General features: G+C 27.6%; 21 protein-coding genes. 17 read left to right on the top strand and 4 right to left on the bottom strand.

Annotated features, from left to right (window positions below; genetic code table 11):
• On the bottom strand, positions 1–184 hold a 184-nt coding region (locus tag LEQ07_RS18270), incomplete at its 3' end, for an N-acetylmuramoyl-L-alanine amidase (protein ID WP_263331757.1).
• A 155-nt stretch (positions 185–339) separates the two neighbouring features.
• Here LEQ07_RS18270 and LEQ07_RS18265 point away from each other — a divergent pair.
• The 5 genes from LEQ07_RS18265 (at position 340) to LEQ07_RS18245 (ending at position 3,228) form a co-directional block, all read left to right on the top strand.
• Entirely contained in the window at positions 340–618 is a 279-nt protein-coding gene (locus LEQ07_RS18265; RefSeq protein ID WP_263331756.1) for a hypothetical protein, read from the top strand.
• 218 nt (positions 619–836) lie between these two features.
• Positions 837–1,094, top strand: a complete 258-nt coding sequence (locus LEQ07_RS18260; RefSeq protein WP_263331755.1) for a Mor transcription activator family protein — start codon at positions 837–839, stop codon at positions 1,092–1,094.
• Positions 1,095–1,243: 149 nt separating this feature from the next.
• The gene (locus LEQ07_RS18255) at positions 1,244–1,861 is read left to right on the top strand and encodes an SGNH/GDSL hydrolase family protein (protein WP_263331754.1); all 618 of its coding nucleotides are present in this window, start codon (positions 1,244–1,246) and stop codon (positions 1,859–1,861) included.
• A 142-nt stretch (positions 1,862–2,003) separates the two neighbouring features.
• Positions 2,004–2,477 (top strand): ASCH domain-containing protein, encoded by a 474-nt coding sequence (locus LEQ07_RS18250; RefSeq protein ID WP_263331753.1) that lies wholly within the window; start codon positions 2,004–2,006, stop codon positions 2,475–2,477.
• Between the two features lie 133 nt (positions 2,478–2,610).
• The gene (locus LEQ07_RS18245; RefSeq protein WP_263331752.1) at positions 2,611–3,228 is read left to right on the top strand and encodes a hypothetical protein; all 618 of its coding nucleotides are present in this window, start codon (positions 2,611–2,613) and stop codon (positions 3,226–3,228) included.
• Positions 3,229–3,586: 358 nt separating this feature from the next.
• Here LEQ07_RS18245 and LEQ07_RS18240 read toward each other — a convergent pair whose 3' ends face one another.
• On the bottom strand, positions 3,587–3,859 hold the full coding sequence (locus LEQ07_RS18240; RefSeq protein ID WP_263331751.1) for a hypothetical protein: 273 nt from the start codon (positions 3,857–3,859) through the stop codon (positions 3,587–3,589).
• Between the two features lie 484 nt (positions 3,860–4,343).
• On the opposite strand from LEQ07_RS18240, the gene LEQ07_RS18235 reads away from it, so the two are divergent.
• Both LEQ07_RS18235 and LEQ07_RS18230 read left to right on the top strand, forming a co-directional pair.
• Positions 4,344–5,498, top strand: a complete 1,155-nt coding sequence (locus tag LEQ07_RS18235) for a DNA cytosine methyltransferase (protein WP_263331750.1) — start codon at positions 4,344–4,346, stop codon at positions 5,496–5,498.
• Positions 5,499–5,533: 35 nt separating this feature from the next.
• Positions 5,534–6,481: an HNH endonuclease gene (locus LEQ07_RS18230; RefSeq protein ID WP_263331749.1), complete on the top strand. Its 948-nt coding sequence runs from the start codon at positions 5,534–5,536 to the stop codon at positions 6,479–6,481.
• Positions 6,482–6,486: 5 nt separating this feature from the next.
• Here the strand turns inward: LEQ07_RS18230 and LEQ07_RS18225 are convergent, their stop codons facing one another.
• On the bottom strand, positions 6,487–8,064 hold the full coding sequence (locus tag LEQ07_RS18225; protein WP_263331748.1) for an AlwI family type II restriction endonuclease: 1,578 nt from the start codon (positions 8,062–8,064) through the stop codon (positions 6,487–6,489).
• 181 nt (positions 8,065–8,245) lie between these two features.
• On the opposite strand from LEQ07_RS18225, the gene LEQ07_RS18220 reads away from it, so the two are divergent.
• The 9 genes from LEQ07_RS18220 to LEQ07_RS18180 all read left to right on the top strand — a co-directional run bounded on the left by LEQ07_RS18220 (position 8,246) and on the right by LEQ07_RS18180 (position 16,305).
• Positions 8,246–10,546 carry a DrmE family protein gene (locus tag LEQ07_RS18220; RefSeq protein ID WP_263331747.1) on the top strand — a complete coding sequence of 767 codons (2,301 nt, stop codon included), beginning with the start codon at positions 8,246–8,248 and terminating at the stop codon, positions 10,544–10,546.
• A 151-nt stretch (positions 10,547–10,697) separates the two neighbouring features.
• The gene (locus tag LEQ07_RS18215) at positions 10,698–10,844 is read left to right on the top strand and encodes a hypothetical protein (RefSeq protein WP_263331746.1); all 147 of its coding nucleotides are present in this window, start codon (positions 10,698–10,700) and stop codon (positions 10,842–10,844) included.
• A gap of 22 nt (positions 10,845–10,866) precedes the next feature.
• Positions 10,867–11,166 (top strand): hypothetical protein, encoded by a 300-nt coding sequence (locus LEQ07_RS18210; RefSeq protein WP_263331745.1) that lies wholly within the window; start codon positions 10,867–10,869, stop codon positions 11,164–11,166.
• Positions 11,167–11,222: 56 nt separating this feature from the next.
• Positions 11,223–12,263 carry a hypothetical protein gene (locus LEQ07_RS18205; RefSeq protein ID WP_263331744.1) on the top strand — a complete coding sequence of 347 codons (1,041 nt, stop codon included), beginning with the start codon at positions 11,223–11,225 and terminating at the stop codon, positions 12,261–12,263.
• A 62-nt stretch (positions 12,264–12,325) separates the two neighbouring features.
• Positions 12,326–12,583: a hypothetical protein gene (locus LEQ07_RS18200; RefSeq protein ID WP_263331743.1), complete on the top strand. Its 258-nt coding sequence runs from the start codon at positions 12,326–12,328 to the stop codon at positions 12,581–12,583.
• A gap of 479 nt (positions 12,584–13,062) precedes the next feature.
• Complete coding sequence (locus LEQ07_RS18195) at positions 13,063–14,448, top strand: helicase-related protein (protein WP_263331742.1); 1,386 nt, start codon at positions 13,063–13,065, stop codon at positions 14,446–14,448.
• Positions 14,438–14,683, top strand: a complete 246-nt coding sequence (locus LEQ07_RS18190) for a hypothetical protein (RefSeq protein ID WP_263331741.1) — start codon at positions 14,438–14,440, stop codon at positions 14,681–14,683. The genes LEQ07_RS18195 and LEQ07_RS18190 overlap by 11 nt, the downstream gene beginning before the upstream one ends.
• A complete protein-coding gene (locus tag LEQ07_RS18185; protein ID WP_263331740.1) occupies positions 14,644–15,807 on the top strand; it encodes a hypothetical protein in 1,164 nt (387 codons plus the stop codon). Before LEQ07_RS18190 ends, LEQ07_RS18185 begins: the two co-directional genes overlap by 40 nt.
• A gap of 36 nt (positions 15,808–15,843) precedes the next feature.
• Positions 15,844–16,305 (top strand): DUF1998 domain-containing protein, encoded by a 462-nt coding sequence (locus LEQ07_RS18180; protein WP_263331739.1) that lies wholly within the window; start codon positions 15,844–15,846, stop codon positions 16,303–16,305.
• 67 nt (positions 16,306–16,372) lie between these two features.
• On the opposite strand, the gene LEQ07_RS18175 is transcribed toward LEQ07_RS18180, so the two are convergent.
• On the bottom strand, positions 16,373–16,669 hold the full coding sequence (locus LEQ07_RS18175) for a hypothetical protein (protein WP_263331738.1): 297 nt from the start codon (positions 16,667–16,669) through the stop codon (positions 16,373–16,375).
• 9 nt (positions 16,670–16,678) lie between these two features.
• Here LEQ07_RS18175 and LEQ07_RS18170 point away from each other — a divergent pair, with 9 nt between their 5' ends.
• Complete coding sequence (locus tag LEQ07_RS18170; RefSeq protein ID WP_332843332.1) at positions 16,679–17,167, top strand: FAD-dependent oxidoreductase; 489 nt, start codon at positions 16,679–16,681, stop codon at positions 17,165–17,167.
• Positions 17,168–17,397: the final 230 nt, after the last annotated feature.

Genomic DNA, 17,397 nt, shown 5'->3' with positions numbered 1-17,397 from the left:
TACGATAAGATAAAGAATAAAACTTATCTTCTTCACGAGTAGTAACTACTTTTTCAAAAGCTTCTTCAAGAATAGATTTAACTATCATACCTATTTTTAGAACCATATCACTTTCTTTTTTACCATTAGAGCCAACAGCTCCAGAGTCTTTACCTCCATGACCAAAATCTAAATACCATTTCATATATGTACCTCCTAAAAGTTATTATTCAGGTAAGATTAGCATAGGAAGTTTTAAGTATGAAAATAAAGTATTTGAAGAATTTAGAATGAAGAAAGGTATATAAATCACGATAAGAGTTAATAATCCTTATATAAGAAATAATAAGGAGTGATAGTATGAGTTCATTTGAAGGTTTATATACATTTGCAGATATAGCTAGTATGTATAATATAGATCAATCTACATTAAGACATAATGTTGGAAGTAGATTTGTTGATGGGGAAGATGTTAAGAAGTTAGGCAAAACTTGGATAGTTAGAGAAGAAGCTTTAGTAAGAGAATTTGGATTTATTCCAGAAAATAATGAAGAAGCTCCTAATGTAAGAAAAAAGCCAGGTAGAAAAAGTGCATTTGATAAGTGTAGAGAAGCTTACTTAAACGGTGAGATTAAATAGTAATGTTAGATATCATCTCTTACAGACATGATATCTTTTTATTATATAAAAAGTAAGGAACAAGGCAAGAATGCAAAGAACGCATACTTGCCTTGTTCTTTTGTTAAACTATCCGAGATTTAAAATAAACCTGATATGAGTATAAAGGTTATATATAAAGAACTGTATAATATATGTATAGGGTTAAATATAAGTTTAGATTTATGGAGGTGTATTTAATGTTAGAAGAATTGGCTTTAGAGGATATACCAAAAACACATAAGGATATTGCTGAATATATAGGAATAGATGCTTTTAAGAAGTTAGTTGAATTACTAGGAGGGAGTTCTTTGTATATACCTAAAGAGGCTTCTTTGACTAGACCAATTAGAAATAGAGTTATTAGAGAAAAGTTTAATGGAGATTATAGAGTGTTAGCTAGAAAATATGATATAAGTGAAGCTCAAGTTAGAAATATAGTAGGAGAGGTTCATTAAATAATATTCAAAAGTTAAAACAATATATAATTCAGCACACTATCCTTTTATTGAAAACAATTGAGTTTATAGATTTATTAAAAGAATAACATTTATAATAATTAAATAAATATATATTAAAATAATAGCTTTCGGGGGAATCTCATAAAATGAAAACAATGCTTAGGGATGTATTTGTTATAGGCGATAGTATCTCAATTCACTATGGTTCATATTTAAAAAAGATGATATCTAGTAAGTTTAGTTATGATAGAAAAAGAGGTTTAAAAGAAGCTTTAAATGATTTAAATAAACCAATAGGTGCAAATGCAGGCGATAGCAAAATGGTATTAGATTATGTAATAGAAGAACAGTTAAATGAAAAAAGGCATGATATTTTAATAATTAATTGTGGAATGCATGATATTAGGGTTGATAGAAATACTCATAAAATAAATATAAGTGAAGATAACTACAGACTAAATTTAAATAAAATAATTGATATTGGAAGCAATATATCCAATAAAGTAATTTGGATTGATTCAACACCTATTATTGATGAAATCCATAATTCAAGAAGAGAAGGTTTTTTAAGATATTGTAAAGATGTAGAAAGATATAATGAAATAGCAAGAGAAGTAATGATAGAAAAAGAAATCTCTATAATAGGATTACATGATTTCACAAAATCATTAGGGGATCAAATATATCAAGATCATGTACATTTTAAGAAAGAAGTTAGTGAACTACAAGCAGCATTTATTTCAGGTTATTTAAATAGCTTATAAATTAATGTAAAAAGTACAGCTAAACAATATTGGATAAATTCTATAAATATGGAATTAAATACATTAAGTTACATTTATTAGGGATTACATGGATATGAAATATACACCAATATAAAAATAAAAAATAATAAGGGGTTAAAATATGAAGAATGAAGATAAATCAGTAAAAGATATGTGGGAGAGCTATCTAAACTCCATAGGAGAGTGTAGTAAGAGTAGTAATAAAGTTTATGATTCATGGCATTTTTGTGATAATGAAAAAAGTGCTAATAAGCTAGCAGATTTGGTATTAGATGGAGTAAAAAAAGGAACTACATCACTTTATGATTTGTATAAGGTAGACAATGAACCAATACCTAAAAAAGATGAATATAGTGTTGTTACAGATTGGAATGGTACTGCAAAATGTGTTATAAGAACAAAAGAGGTTTTTGTATTACCATTTACAGATGTAGATGAAAGACTTGCAAATATAGAAGGAGAGGGAGACAAATCTTTAAGATACTGGAGAGACGTACACTTAGATTTCTTTAAAAGAGAACTAGAAGCATTAAATATGGAGTTTACAGAGGATATGTTAGTTGTATTTGAGGAATTTGAAGTAGTATATAAATAAGAAATTATTACACGATAAGATTAAAAAGTACTATTATTAATTTTAATAGTGTTTATATGCAGGCTATGTATAACTAATTAAAATGTAAATATATATAGTTTTGCTTAATTTTATATATAGGAGATTTTATAGTATGTATTTAGAAAATAGTGAATCATGGTCAATTATAACTTTTAATGAAGATCTATTAAATTTTGCTGTGTTTACAGGTTGTATGTATAACTTAATAGATGATGAAGTTTTTGATGAAGATAATGTGCGTTGGCCAGCTAATATAGTTGTTCATAATTACAAGGAATGTGACCATTCCAAGTTGAAAACTCAATGGCGTAATTGGTTCAATGATATTGTTAGTAATCAAGCTGTAAATATAGGTAAAGATACAATGTATAATTTTATAGAAGAAATTTATGATATAAGCAATTTCAAAGAACTTGAATATGTTGAGTTAAGAGAGTATTGTAAAAATGCATATCCTAACTTTATTGAATGGTGGAATATGCAGGCTGGAGGCAAAACTGCATTATCACTATATGAATATATAGGAGGCGAAAGATTTTGTGAGTATGTTGAAGAGTTAGAGAATACGTTAAATCGAAAAGCTAGACCATTCAAACTTTATATAGAGATAGTATATACAGGCATTCCTAAAGTATTAGAAGTTAATGAAAGTTATATGATAGTTACTCCTAATGGATATATGGGATCAGATAGAGAATGGTGGCTTAATAAGCTAAGTAAGTTAATGTAAATAAAATTAGAAATTGATAAATTATAGAATCATATCTTATAGACAGGATTCTTAGATTATATAAAAATATAAGGGCAAGTATACGCAAGATAAAAAATGTGAGTATACTTGCCTTTGTTTATTTGAGAGTAGATTTAAAATTGAAAGTCCACGTAAGGGCATAAAAGCATTGCTCCGCTATGCCCTTACGTTCATATCAAAAGACCAATTGGAAATTGATAAAAAGTTGTGGGCCTTGAATGAATTATATATTAAATGAGAGTTAGCAGGTATTCGCCCTTAAGCTTATAAGGGGGAAGTTGTACATTAGGATATTAGTTTTTATACCCCAGGATATTTAAGTCCTGGGGGTTTTGTTTTATGCAAGTACAGCTCGTTTTTCAATGCTTTCCTGTAGTGTTTTTGATAGTATATTTTTAACTTTTACTTCACTCATACCATTTATTATGTATTTAACCTTTCCTTCTGGATGTTTGGTATCTTCTAAAACCCTCGTTACTAAAGTTCCTTCTTTTCTTATTATTTTTAATGATTTATCAATTTCTGAATATAGTTCCTTTGCTTGTTCTCTTTTTGTTATTATAACGCAAGCTTCTTTGTTTATTTTTCTACTCTCATTTTGTACCTCCATAGTTCTATTTTGTATATAGTTAGTTTCCCCTATATGGTGTTTTTTATGTATGAAATTTATATATATTTTTCACTGTATATTACATATTTAGACCGATATAGGGAAAGATAAGTGTAAGGACATTAAATGGAGGAATCAAAATGATTTAAGGTATTTGATAGATAAGGATTTTTAGAGAAAGTGTTTGAAATGGAAGTTGAACACTTGGAGCAGTTTGGATTGAGAAATTCCAAATATAAACATGAGTTCTAAATATTTGGATATATTTATTTTTAGACTGTTAATAATATCAAGGATATTGTTGAAAATAGACAATAGTTAAAAAGCAGAGAAGTATAAGCGTATAAAAGTAATCATATTCTATAAAAAAATTACGAAAAGCATACACTAAATAAGATTAGAAGTTTATTTTTAGTGATTATCTATTTTTATTTAAAAAAATTTGATATAATTATAAAGTTATAAAATTTTGGAGGTGATATAAGTGATTTTTAGAAAAGGTGAACTGTTTTGTGGACCAGGTGGATTAGCTCTAGGAGCTAAAAATGCTAACATAATTGTCGACGGAGAGGAATATAAAATAGAACATGCATGGGCGAATGATATAGATATGGCATCTTGCAATACCTTTGCTACAAATATATGCAACTCTAACTCATCTATAATTACAGAGGTAGAAGAAGAATTGACACAAGGAAAAAGCATAATCTGCAAAGATGTTAGAGAGATAGACATAGATAAGTTACCTCCTATAGATGCATTTACTTTTGGATTTCCATGTAATGATTTTAGTATAGTTGGAGAACAAAAAGGATTTGAAGGAAAATATGGACCATTATATACATATGGAGTTAAAGTTTTGGAAACTCACAATCCAAAGTGGTTTTTAGCTGAAAATGTAGGTGGTATCCAAAGTGCAAATGACGGACAAGCTTTTAAAAAGATATTAGAAGATTTATCAAATGCAGGTAAGGAAAAATTTGGAGGGTATAATATAGTACCTCATTTATATAAGTTTCAAGAATATGGAGTACCTCAATCTAGACACAGAGTTATAATTGTAGGTATAAGGAAAGATTTAAATAAACAATTTAAAGTTCCTGCACCTACTACAAAAGAAAAGAAAAATTACAAAACAGCAAAATGGGCTTTTGAACAAGGTTGTTATAATGAAGGCTGTGTAACTGAATGCTTGCTAAACAATGAAAAAACAAAACATCCTTCAAGTACGATTGCAAGGCTAGAGGCTATACCTCCAGGGGAGAATGCTTGGTATGAAGGTATACCAGAAGATTTAAGACTTAAAGTCAAGGGAGCTAAACTTAGCAATATATATAAGCGAGTTCATCCTGATTTACCGGCATATACTGTTACTGGAAGTGGTGGTGGTGGAACTCATATGTATCATTATGACGAACCTAGAGCGCTAACTAATAGGGAAAGAGCAAGATTACAGTCATTCCCAGACTGGTATAAGTTTGAAGGTAAAAAAGAAGAAGTAAGAAAACAAATAGGGATGGCAGTCCCTCCATTAGGAGTATCTATAATTATAGAAGCTATATTAAAAACATTTGCAGATGTTGAATATGATTATGTAGAACCAAGATGGAATATTGAAAATATGAGAGACGTCAAATAGGCGTCTTTTATTATATAAAAAAGGGGGCAGATATTATGGATAATGAGCATTTAGGGGTATTAAGAAAAATAAACAGTTTAAAAGGAGAAGTATTATATGGTTTGGAGTCTATAAAGGGTAGAAATGGTAAAAAATTACCTCCAGACAAATTTGTGGATAAAGAACATATATTACATGACCTTATAAGAGGGTTTTATAAGCCTAAAGGGAAAAAATATATATTATCTTATCTAGCGACAGAATCAAATGAGAATTATGGTCGACAAATATATTGGCAAGATAATGGAGAATTTGAATACATAAAAATGTTACCTCCTAATGGCGAAAAAGATAATAGAAAGAAAAGTGATATTGAAGCAGCTAGAAATAATTTGAAATATGAATTCCCTATAGGTATATTACATAAGGTAGATAAAGGTATATATAGGGTGTTAGGTTTAGGAATTATAACAGAGGAAACAAAAGATGGTGTATTTATAGTAATGCCATATGGTACATACTTAGAAGGATCCGAAAAAAACAATAATGAAATTGTTAAAGAGGATATAAATACTGAAATAGAGGTAAGTACTACTCAGAGAGTAGGGCAATCTCAGTTAAGGAATAGATTAATAGAAAAGTATAAAAAATGTCAAATATGTGGATTAGATATAGTAGACCTATTAATTGCGAGTCATATAAAGCCTTGGAAATATAGTAACAATGAAGAGCGATTAGATATAAATAATGGACTATTACTTTGTCCAAATCATGATAAATTATTTGATAAAGGATTTATAACTTTCAATAACGATGGTAGTATAGTGATATCAGACTTACTAAATTCTAAAAATAAGGACATTATGAGAATTAATAACAACATAAAAATAGAATTAAACTTAGAAAATAAAAAATATATGAACTGGCATAGAAAGTATTGCTTAAAAAATAAAAAGACAAGTAAGATACTACTTTTAAGTAGTATCTTACTTGTCTTTTATTAAGTTTTCTACATGACTAAATGAGGTATAAGCTTCATTTTTACTAGTTTTAAAACTAAACTTGCACGTTTTTCTTTATCAATATTATTTTCAATACAATAATCTAATATTCCTAATAATGTTTTAGCATTAATCATAAATCCTTGAATATTTTCATTATAAATGTTTTCAACTTTATTCGTAATTTTATTAAGATTAGCTTTTCCACCTATATCGTTAGCAGTAACGTATCCAAAAAATTGTAAGTCACAGTTATCATAATTTATGTAATTTGGAATATATTCTGAAATCATATGTGAGGTTAAAGATGAACTAAGTTGAAATTTATTTTTATAATTTTTAGCATCTATAATACCGCATAAATTATCTCCGTATTTAACTAAAATATCTATTTCAGTTCTTTCATTTTTATATCTTGGATGCATTATAACTTTAAATCCTAACTCATAAAGAATTTTTCCGATTTTGTATTCAAATTCTCTATCATTTTCTTCATTAAGAACACCATGTATAAAAGCTTCATCAATTGAAGAAAGCGCATTATATTGGCAAAGACTTTCTGCAATGGATCTAGAATCTTCTATTGAAAACTCAGATGATAATATCTCAATTAACTCGTCTAAAGAAGAGGAAGATACACTAGGATGCTGAGAAAGTATATTTTTAGCTTTTATTAGCTTTTTCTTCATATTTGTTACTGGTTTTATATTTCCATATCGAGTAGCTTTATAAGAATTAATATCTAAACCGTTAGTTTCAGCCATACGCTCTAAAGAAAATAAATATCTACTATTAAAAGGGTATCTAGAATCATATTGATTTAAAAATTCAATAACTGATTCAACTTTATCTTTTTGAATAATAATTTTAGAATTTGTACCTCTTTCATAAGTAACTAATCCTGTATATTCAGCTAATAACATAAATGTATGAGCCACATCAGAATGAGCTTTATAATAATCTCGAGCACCTTTATCAGATCTTTCTCTGTGGTCGTATTCATTAGATATAGAAGATTTTAACTCCACTTGATCTAATTCGGATAGAGATCTAAAGATTTTAATTTTATTAACTATATTATTTAACTCAGAGTCTTTTTTAGCTGTCATTACAAAAAATGTAATTTCATCTTTTGTAATATAGTAGTCAAGTTCACTATCTGTGCATAGTTTTATTAAAAACCTAGCAGGGAGTATTGAAAAGTCAGAGTTATATTTAGGCCTAAATCCACTTTCAAGAAAATAAGCATTAGGTATTTGTAAGGTTAAAATTTGCTTTGTAATATTTTCTCTTATATTTTCATTTTTTAGTAATGCTAATCCTACTTTAGTTGGGATTAAATATCCATCAGAATTAGTGTAACAGTAGCAAAATGTTTTTAATAAAGCAGCCCATGTTCTTCCTCCTGACCCATCCTTGCTTATTGAGTCTCTTTTTAATCCAATATCTATTAGACATTGTTCATAATTTTTATGAGCATCTCTGTTTCCGTGCCATTTAACTGTGAAGTCCTCGGTAGCTTTAGCAAGAGCTTCTAGGGCTTCCTTATGAAAAGGGCATCTCTTTGAGGTCTCGTTACGAACCAAACTTTTCTATCTTTAGATTTTTCCATATAATGATTCCCCCTATATTTAATACATAAGAATATTATAAGGTATAACAATTTATTTTAGAATAAGAGTTTGATAAAAATATTTTGAAATATATGATGGAAGCTTGAAATGTTATATACTTTAATAGGAAGATTAATAAGATAGGAGTATGATAATGATAAAGTCTAAAATATATGAATTTGATATAGAGGATATGATTGAAAATTGTGAGATTTTATTCTGCAATAATAAAATAACATTAGATAAATTTAGTATATATAATAGCAATCTAGTTGAATACATACTAAATCAATCTAAAGCTAAAAATAGTTTGCTGATTTACGACAAAGATATAGAAATTCAAGTTGTATATTTAATCACCATAATATTCAATGTTTTGATTACTAATTTAAGAAATGATGATTCAAGTATAATAGATAATCTAAACTATGGGGACATAGTGTACTATAAATCTAAAAAGTATAAATATACAGGTATAATTTCAAATACATATTTTGATGAAGAAATGATTGAATTAAAAGATAGTGAAGAGTCAACAATTAATCTTAAAATTAGTAACAGCCATGAGTTAACACTGTACAATGGTGAAGATAATAAACTAGATAACATGGATTCAAAGAAAAGTACATATGGAAATAAGAAATATATATTATCAAAAATATTAGACTTGCATATAAGTTACTTTGATAAATCAGTAGAAGACAGTATAATTTTACTACATTCTAATAAAGAGGAACTTGTAGAGTTTATAAATAATATAGAGATAAAAGTATACGGAGATAGAGTATATAAATTAACAGAATTAATACCTATATCCTACTATAGTGATAAAGAAAAGAATGTTGATTTTAAAGGGAATAAAATAAGACAAAAACCTATAGTTAGATGCATATGCAAGCTAGATGTAGCACTTGATCTTATTGAAGATGATTATTATAAAAAAACTGTTGTATTTTTAGGAGAAAATTCATATTCTGTAAAATCTATTATACACTCAGATTTACAGTGGATAATAGACTCAATTGAAACTAAAAAAGTAATTTTCATACAGGATTGGAATAAATCAGGAAAAGTAGAAAGTCTAATTAATGATTTAGAAGATATAGAGATATATGCATGGAGCTCAAATGCCTTAAAAGACATAAATTATGCTTATTTTGATACTATAAATAATGTTATTATTGCAGACGATATAAAATTAAATAAATTAATAGAAAATATATTAGAAAATGTAGACATATTAACGAAAGAATCTGATGTAAATAAAGATATAAACTGGTTTATAGCTATAAGTTATAAACTAATTAATATATATAGTAATACTTTGATAAATATTAAATATTATGATGAACATAAATTTTTTGATAGGTATTATGAAAATTTAAATACTATAATTAGTAATTTTAAAAGTTATAACTACATATTTAGTTTAATGGAAAATATAATTCAAAATTTAATTAAAATAAACAATCACTTGCATAAAAACAACTATAAAAATGATATATTAATTAACCTGAAGCTTAACAGAAAATCGTTAATTGTTTGCAGTGATAAAATTCAGTATGAAATATTAAAAAATAATATATATATTAAATTTAATAAAGTAGAAGTTGAATATATAAAAAATCTAAAATATAAACATAATTACGATAAAATAATTTATTCAGGATTTTATGATTCAAGATATGTTGAGTGTATATCTACTAATATAGGCAAAGAAAAAATATTTTTACTATATAAAAATCAAGTTAGTAAATACAACTTTAAGATAAAAAGATATAATAATATTTTACTAAAAATAGAAGATAAAAATATACTTAGTAAAAGTAAATCAATAAATAAGTATGAATTAATACATTTAAATGACCATGAAGAAGATATTTTTAATAGATCATATAAAAATGAAGAGTCAGTTATAACATCTATAACTGACTCTTCACTAGAGCAACAAATAGACTTAGATTTTTATAATTTAGATATTTTAAAAAGATATGACTACTTTACTGAAAACAATAGAAGTTGTTCAGCTAACGTAACATATATTAATACAATATTAAAGTTTAATGATGAAAAATATATGCTTGTCAGCAAACATTATAAAGCTATATGCTTGGAAGATAATAAATTAATAGAAAAAAAGCCTTTAAATTTAGAAGAAGGAGACAACATCGTAATACTGAAGACTAAAAGTGATGCTCAAATAACAAATTTATTCTTTGAATTTATAAAAAGTGACAATGAATATGTAAAATATTATGAAAATATAGTATATTGGAAGAAAGCTTTGCATGAATATATGAATAGAAATGAATTTACATATGAACATATAGCATTTGAATTAAGAATGAATGGAATTGAAAAAAGCCCTCAAACCATAAGTTCATGGTTTAAAAATGAGATAATAGGTCCTCATGAGGCTATATTTATAAGCTATAGCATGTATAACAAAAGATAGTTATCTAGTAGATAATTGGGAAGAAGTATATAATTCATGTGAGAAAATCAGACAAACTAGAAGAAAGTTTAAAAGTGAGTATATTGACAAGTTAATATTAAAGCTAAGTATATTTGAGAAAATTGATTTACAGGATGAAGATTATAAGGTAATGATTACGCTAAAATCTAATTTAGAAAAATATATGGATATATGTAAAATAAAAAGTATAGAGAATACAATGAAGTTGATAAATAGTAGCAAAGCAAATTGTATATTAGATAGTGAGGATTTTATTAGGGTATTAAATAATAAATAATATATGCAGTGAGGTAGAGTTTATGGAAGATTTTATAAAAGCAAGAAACTTAATTTTAGATAGCGTAAAAAGGGAGTTAATTGGACCAGGGTCTGAAGATATTGGAGGAGACATAGCTAAAGAAGTAATAACAGATAGGCCGACAGAAAGATATTCTGCTGGTATATTATTTCCTAAAGATATAAAAGAGAATCGAGATGTTGATTCAGACATAGAAGAAAATGACTATACTGACAGTATAGTTTTAGAAGATTATAAAGATTTTGCAGAAAATGAAGAAATAAGTAAGTTAAAAAAGATATATTCAATGAATCAAATATAAAAAATATATCTGATTTTAAAAAAGAAAAAGATTTATCTATAGATGAAAAAATAAGCATGACTAATGAAATGAAGCAATCAGCCATGGGATTTACTTTCTTCGTTAGAGGGGATGCAAAACATTTAAATGTAAGGATAAAAGGTGCTAAATATAGACCATGTAAGTTAAGTGATTGTCATGTGAAATATCTAGGAGAAGACACATTTATTGGGACAGAGCTAGAAGAATATGTTTATAGAAGCGAAGAATTCATAAAGCTTTCCAAGAAATTAACAGCAAGAGAAGTAACTGACTTTTCTAAAGACGAAAAAATAAAAGATGATATAAAAATGAAAAACATTTTATATACTTTAGCGAATCAATTAAGAAGAGGCTATATAAGATATGAGATAGAGTTACCAGAAAGTATAACTATAGATGTAGACGGTAAAAAAGACTTTATAAATAAACCAATAAAATTAATTGATAAAAATAACAATTACATAGATACAGGAATCGATATATCTGTAATGAAAAGAAGTTATGATGAGAATATAAAAAGTTATACTATAGTAATGTCAAATAATTTAGTAGCTGATTTTTCTAATATAGATTTGAAGGCCATATTCCAACCTGAGATTTTAGTTTCTAGTGAGGATAATCCAAGCATACAATTTATCGAGACTAGAGATGGATTAATATCAAATGGAATAAGTCATATGGATGATGAGGAAAAATCTATGGAACTTTTATACTTAAATAAAAAGAACTACGCTATTGGGCATGGTGTAAGTGTAGATTATGATATAGATTCAAATACAAATAGAGGGATTATTAAAACTAATTTTTTACCTACAGAGGAAGTTCCAAAGTTAAAGTTTAGGGTAGATGAATTGAATGATTCTGAGTATATATTATCGATGAAAAATTTATCAGATATATCTTCAATTACAAAAGATCAAAAGATCAAAAATCTTAATGAAATAGTAGATGTGTATAAGCAATGGATAGATAATCTGAGTTTAGAAATACAAAATATAGATATAAGATTAAGAGAAAGAGCTAATGATCATATAACAAAGTGCGAAAAAGCTTATAAGCGCATAAAAAAGGAGTAGAGTTAATAGAAAAAAAACAAGATGTATATATTTCTTTTTCATTGATGAATAGAGCTATGCTTATGCAAAGAGTACACTCTGATGTAAAAGAAAGAGTGCCCAATGATGAAAAAGTAAATTTCCCCGAATTTGACTATGAAAACCTCGGAGAAAAAGAAGGAAAATGGAGACCATTTCAGATAGCATATATACTTATGTGTATAGAATCAATATATAACCCAGAATGTAGTGATAGAGATATAGTAGATTTGATTTGGGTACCTACTGGCGGAGGAAAAACCGAAGCCTATCTAGGATTATCAGCATTTACAATTTTTTAAGAAGACTAAGATATACTGATAAATCCTCAGGAACAACAATTTTGATGAGATACACATTGAGGTTATTAACAGCACAACAGTTTATACGTGCTTCGATAATGATTTGTGCATGTGAAAAATAAGAAAAGAAAAAATATAATCTTGGACATGATGAAATCTCTATTGGATTATGGATTGGAAATACTCAGACGCCTAATACAAAATCCGAAGCAAGAGATGCATTTGAAGAACTTTCTAAAGATGGAAGTAAAGAAAATAAATTTCAACTTTTACAGTGTCCTTGGTGTGGAACTAAATTAGAAAAAGATCCTAAAAATAGAAATACAAGATGGGGGTATAGATTTACTGAAAGGGCTAGTGAAATAAGGTGTACGGAAAGAAAATGTGAATTTTCAAGAGGACTACCTGTTCAAGTTGTAGATGAATGTTTATATGAAAAGCCACCTACATTATTATTTAGCACAGTAGATAAATTTGCAATGATACCAAAGTTAGAAGAAGTAGGTAACTTATTTGGATTAGATAACAATAATTTATCACCAGAACTTATAATACAGGATGAACTACATCTTATATCAGGACCATTAGGAACTATGGTTGGATTATATGAGACAGCAGTAGATGCGATGTGCTCATATAAGGGAGTACGACCAAAAATAATAGCATCAACGGCTACTATCAAAAGGGCAGAAGAACAATGCAAACAGTTATACTGTAGAGAGGTAAGTCAATTTCCACCTTCAGGTATATATATAGAAGACTCTTTTTTTATAAGAGAAGATGAAGAAAATCCAGGTAGACTATATGTAGGAGTTATGCCTAATGGGAAAACTGTTACAACTACAAATGTAAGACTAGTATCTACCTTAACAAATAAATTAAAGATGATGGATATAAGTGAATCTATAAAAAGTGATTACTGGACACTAGTTTCATATTTTAACACATTAAAGGATGTTGGAAAATCAGTCACGCTTATACCTGACGATATACAAGACAATATACTAAGAGTATCTTCAAGAATAGGGAGAAGAAATGAAGCAAGAAAATTAATAAATATTCGTGAGTTAACAAGTAGACGAACATCTAGTGAAATAAATAAAACATTAAAGGATTTGAATATAGAATATTCTAAAGAATCTATTAAAAATAAAAAATATCCTGTAGATGTTGTTTTAGCATCAAATATGATATCAGTAGGATTAGACGTATCAAGACTTAATTTAATGTTGATAGTTCAGCAACCAAAATCGACAGCTGAGTATATACAGGCATCTAGTAGAGTTGGAAGGAAAAATCCAGGTATTGTATTTACGCTATATAATCCATCTAGATCTAGAGATAGATCACATTATGAAAAATTTTGTGATTATCATAAATCTTTTTATAAATATGTTGAGCCAACAAGTGTTACACCATTTTCAGAACCTGCTAGACAAAGAGGATTACATTCAGTGCTTATAAGTATGGTTAGACATATGTTAAAAATATCATTAGAAGAAGATGCATCACAATTTGATATATATATGGAAGGGATAGAAGATATAAAAGATTTTATTTTAGACAGGGTTAATAAGTTAGATGAGACATCAGACAAATCAATGTTAAAAGAGGTAGAATTTGAATTAGATTCAATCTTATATGATTGGGATGATAAGGTAAAGTACGCTGAAGAAAATAATAAAAAAATGAGATATTCTAGACCATATAAAGAAAAATTTGAGAAAGATGCAACTACAATATCTTTAATGAAGGGATTTTATGAATCAGGGAGTGGATATTCAACATTGACATCTATGAGAAATGTATCACCTAACTCAAAAGTAGAAATATTAACATTCGGAGGAGATAATAATGAAAAATAATACATATACACCACTTCCAGAAGCTACGCATTCAATAAGAATTGGGCAGTTAATAAGTACATTTGGACCAGGAGCAATAGTAGATTTTACAGATCAGAGTTTAATGACTGCATCTACTGAGTTTTGGAAGGGAAAAACTCTGAAAATATATATGATAGAAGATTACAAGACGAGCTCGGCGTTAATTTTTTTAAGATGCCAATTGCAGATGATTATAATGGAATACCATTTGTAAGATTTCCTGAATGGTATTTTTGTCCAGTTTGCAGAGAATTTAAAAAATTATCAGAGTGGGAAGTTGAATATAGGAAAAATAATAGACAAGAACAAAGTAGTGTAATGAAAAAACCGAGATGTTCTAAGTGTAAAAATGTGAAGTTATTACCTGCCAGTATATTAGTTGTATGTGAAAATGGGCATATTCACGATTTTCCTTGGATAGAGTGGGTACATTATAAAAATCCTATATGTAAAAATCCAAAATTAAAAATGAGCATGAACACTGGAACATTAGGTATTGAGGGATTTAAAGTAGAGTGTACAAATTGTAAATGTAAAGAATCATTAGCAGGATCTTTTTCCAAAGATGCATTTAAAAAAAGAGAAAAACAAGATCCAGGTAAAGATTTCTCTTGTAAAGGTACATCTCCTTGGAAAGGTAGAGTAGATATAAATAATGAGGAAAGTTGTGAATTATACCCAAGAGCAGTTCAAAGAAATGGACTAAACGTATATTATTCTAAAATATTAAGTTCTATATTGATACCTCCGTATACAAGTAAATTAACAAAAGAAATATTAGATAGTAAAGAATTTGATGCATTGCTGAGTAATAAAACTAAAAAAGAAGCAAATGGACAACTAGATAAATTTATGGAAGATGAATTAGAAGATTATGTAAAATGTATTTCTGAAGAAATACAGAATAATAATATAGAAAATATTAGAGAAATAGTTAAAAGAGAGTTAAATAATAATAAAGATACTGTGAGTAAAGGGACAATAGATAAATATAGAGAAGACGAGTATGAAGCTATTACAAAAAGTAATGAGGATAAAAATGATGAGGATTTTAAAATAGAAGTACAAAATATAGAAGATTATAATATGGAAGAATTAAGTAAAGTAGTTTTAGTTAAAAAAATAAGAGAAATATCTACACTAGTTGGATTTAGCAGGCTAAATCCACCTGATAAGTATACTATGGATGATAAAGATGTAGTAAGCCTTAAACATAAGACAAGCAACTGGTATCCAGCTACAGAAGTAAGGGGAGAGGGTATATTTATAGAATTTGATCAAGAGAAAATAAACCATTGGGCAGATAATGATATAATAAAAAAAGAGCAAACAAAATAAATAATATATATAATAAAAAATAGAGAAGAAAAAAATATGGTTACAAGAATTATTAGTCCTAAGTTCATTTTACTGCATACATTAGCTCATTTGATTATTAGAGAACTAAGTTTTGAATGTGGATATGCAACATCATCGATAAAAGAAAGAATTTATTGTAATCAGCCAAGTAGTGAAAAAATTATGAGCGGTATATTACTGTATACAGCTGATAGTGACGCTGAAGGAAGCTTGGGAGGATTAGTACAACAGGGAAAAGCTGATTTTTTACCTAATATAATTAAAAGAGCTGTTAGTAGAGCAAAGTGGTGTTCTGCAGATCCTGTGTGTATAATGAGTGAAGGACAAGGTCGAGATAGCTTGAATTTAGCTGCGTGTCATTCATGCGTATTATTGCCAGAGACTAGTTGTGAAGAATTTAATGTATTATTAGATAGAGCAATGATTGTAGGGGATTTAGATAATGGGGACTTAGGATTTTTATCTAGATATGTATAAATACTTATAACTAAAAATGAGTATATAAATATATATACTCATTTTTAGTTAAATATAATATTCTACATTACCTATATTTTAGGATATTTAGCGTATTTATAAAATCAACACTAGCTGTTTTACCATAGATTACATTAGCTATATGAGATACACTAAAGCCAGTTATATTAGAAATATCTTTCAGAGTTAAATTATTATTCTTTTTAAACTTAACTATAAACTCACCAATAGAATCACTTTCTAAATATTCTTCAAATAAAAAATCATCAGAATATAATCTTACAGTCTTATATAAAGGAACATAGGGTGGAAACAACCTTTCTTTAGCTTCTTTATAAGTTGCAATACTAACAACCGAGGTCATGCAAAGTTAATGGCACCATATTATCCACTTGAAAAATTAAGAAAAATTCCAGGATTTGAGGGAGCTATAATAGTAGATCCATACTCAGGTGGAAAGGGAAATTCAGTAAGATATTTTTCAGTTGCTCCAAGAGATAACTATATGAGAGTAACAGGACTAGAAAATTTATTTGTAGGTGGAGAAAAAAGTGGATTCTTTGTAGGGCACACAGAAGCTATATGTACTGGATCTTTAGCTGGGCATAATGCAGCTAGAAATGCTATAGGTATGTATTTACTTCAACTACCAACTAGTATTGCTATTGGAGACTTTATATCTTATGCTAATCAAGAATTAAAAGAAGAGCATGCGGATAGATTAAAATTTACTTTTGCAGGAAGTGTTTACTTTAATAGAATGAAAGACTTAGGATTTTACACAATAGATAAAAAGGAAATAGAAACTAGAGTTAAAAAGGCAGGATTAGAAGGAGTTTTCAATAAAAAAATAATTAAATAAGTAAAAGGAGATAACTTTTGTTATCTCCTTTTACTTATGCTAAAGAATTGAAATTTAAAACATAGAAAAAATATATGATACAGCAATAGTAAAGCTCACCACTGTATTAAATAAAGAAAAAAACTGTATTGTACTATAAAGCTTATAGTTATGTATCGTATCATATAGGCTGATACATCCAATAGTCAATAAGCCTATAATACTTAAAATAATAATATCAGCAAATATAT

The sequence above is a fragment of the Paraclostridium sp. AKS73 genome (assembly GCF_025671395.1).
GTDB lineage: Bacteria > Bacillota > Clostridia > Peptostreptococcales > Peptostreptococcaceae > Paraclostridium > Paraclostridium benzoelyticum.
The sequence above is the reverse complement of the archived record's forward strand: the minus strand, read 5'-3'. Positions and strand labels throughout refer to the sequence as shown.

Excerpts from the sequence above, each read along its gene's own strand:
- LEQ07_RS18205 (WP_263331744.1), top strand. The coding sequence starts at position 11,223 with ATGACTAATGAAATGAAGCAATCAGCCATGGGATTTACTTTCTTCGTT.
- LEQ07_RS18195 (WP_263331742.1), top strand. The coding sequence starts at position 13,063 with ATGATACCAAAGTTAGAAGAAGTAGGTAACTTATTTGGATTAGATAAC.
- LEQ07_RS18230 (WP_263331749.1), top strand. The coding sequence starts at position 5,534 with ATGGATAATGAGCATTTAGGGGTATTAAGAAAAATAAACAGTTTAAAA.
- LEQ07_RS18200 (WP_263331743.1), top strand. The coding sequence starts at position 12,326 with ATGCAAAGAGTACACTCTGATGTAAAAGAAAGAGTGCCCAATGATGAA.
- LEQ07_RS18175 (WP_263331738.1), bottom strand. The coding sequence starts at position 16,669 with ATGACCTCGGTTGTTAGTATTGCAACTTATAAAGAAGCTAAAGAAAGG.
- LEQ07_RS18180 (WP_263331739.1), top strand. The coding sequence starts at position 15,844 with ATGGTTACAAGAATTATTAGTCCTAAGTTCATTTTACTGCATACATTA.
- LEQ07_RS18250 (WP_263331753.1), top strand. The coding sequence starts at position 2,004 with ATGAAGAATGAAGATAAATCAGTAAAAGATATGTGGGAGAGCTATCTA.
- LEQ07_RS18215 (WP_263331746.1), top strand. The coding sequence starts at position 10,698 with ATGATTACGCTAAAATCTAATTTAGAAAAATATATGGATATATGTAAA.
- LEQ07_RS18265 (WP_263331756.1), top strand. The coding sequence starts at position 340 with ATGAGTTCATTTGAAGGTTTATATACATTTGCAGATATAGCTAGTATG.
- LEQ07_RS18210 (WP_263331745.1), top strand. The coding sequence starts at position 10,867 with ATGGAAGATTTTATAAAAGCAAGAAACTTAATTTTAGATAGCGTAAAA.
- LEQ07_RS18220 (WP_263331747.1), top strand. The coding sequence starts at position 8,246 with ATGATAAAGTCTAAAATATATGAATTTGATATAGAGGATATGATTGAA.
- LEQ07_RS18260 (WP_263331755.1), top strand. The coding sequence starts at position 837 with ATGTTAGAAGAATTGGCTTTAGAGGATATACCAAAAACACATAAGGAT.
- LEQ07_RS18185 (WP_263331740.1), top strand. The coding sequence starts at position 14,644 with ATGCCAATTGCAGATGATTATAATGGAATACCATTTGTAAGATTTCCT.
- LEQ07_RS18190 (WP_263331741.1), top strand. The coding sequence starts at position 14,438 with ATGAAAAATAATACATATACACCACTTCCAGAAGCTACGCATTCAATA.
- LEQ07_RS18170 (WP_332843332.1), top strand. The coding sequence starts at position 16,679 with ATGGCACCATATTATCCACTTGAAAAATTAAGAAAAATTCCAGGATTT.
- LEQ07_RS18245 (WP_263331752.1), top strand. The coding sequence starts at position 2,611 with ATGTATTTAGAAAATAGTGAATCATGGTCAATTATAACTTTTAATGAA.
- LEQ07_RS18255 (WP_263331754.1), top strand. The coding sequence starts at position 1,244 with ATGAAAACAATGCTTAGGGATGTATTTGTTATAGGCGATAGTATCTCA.
- LEQ07_RS18240 (WP_263331751.1), bottom strand. The coding sequence starts at position 3,859 with ATGGAGGTACAAAATGAGAGTAGAAAAATAAACAAAGAAGCTTGCGTT.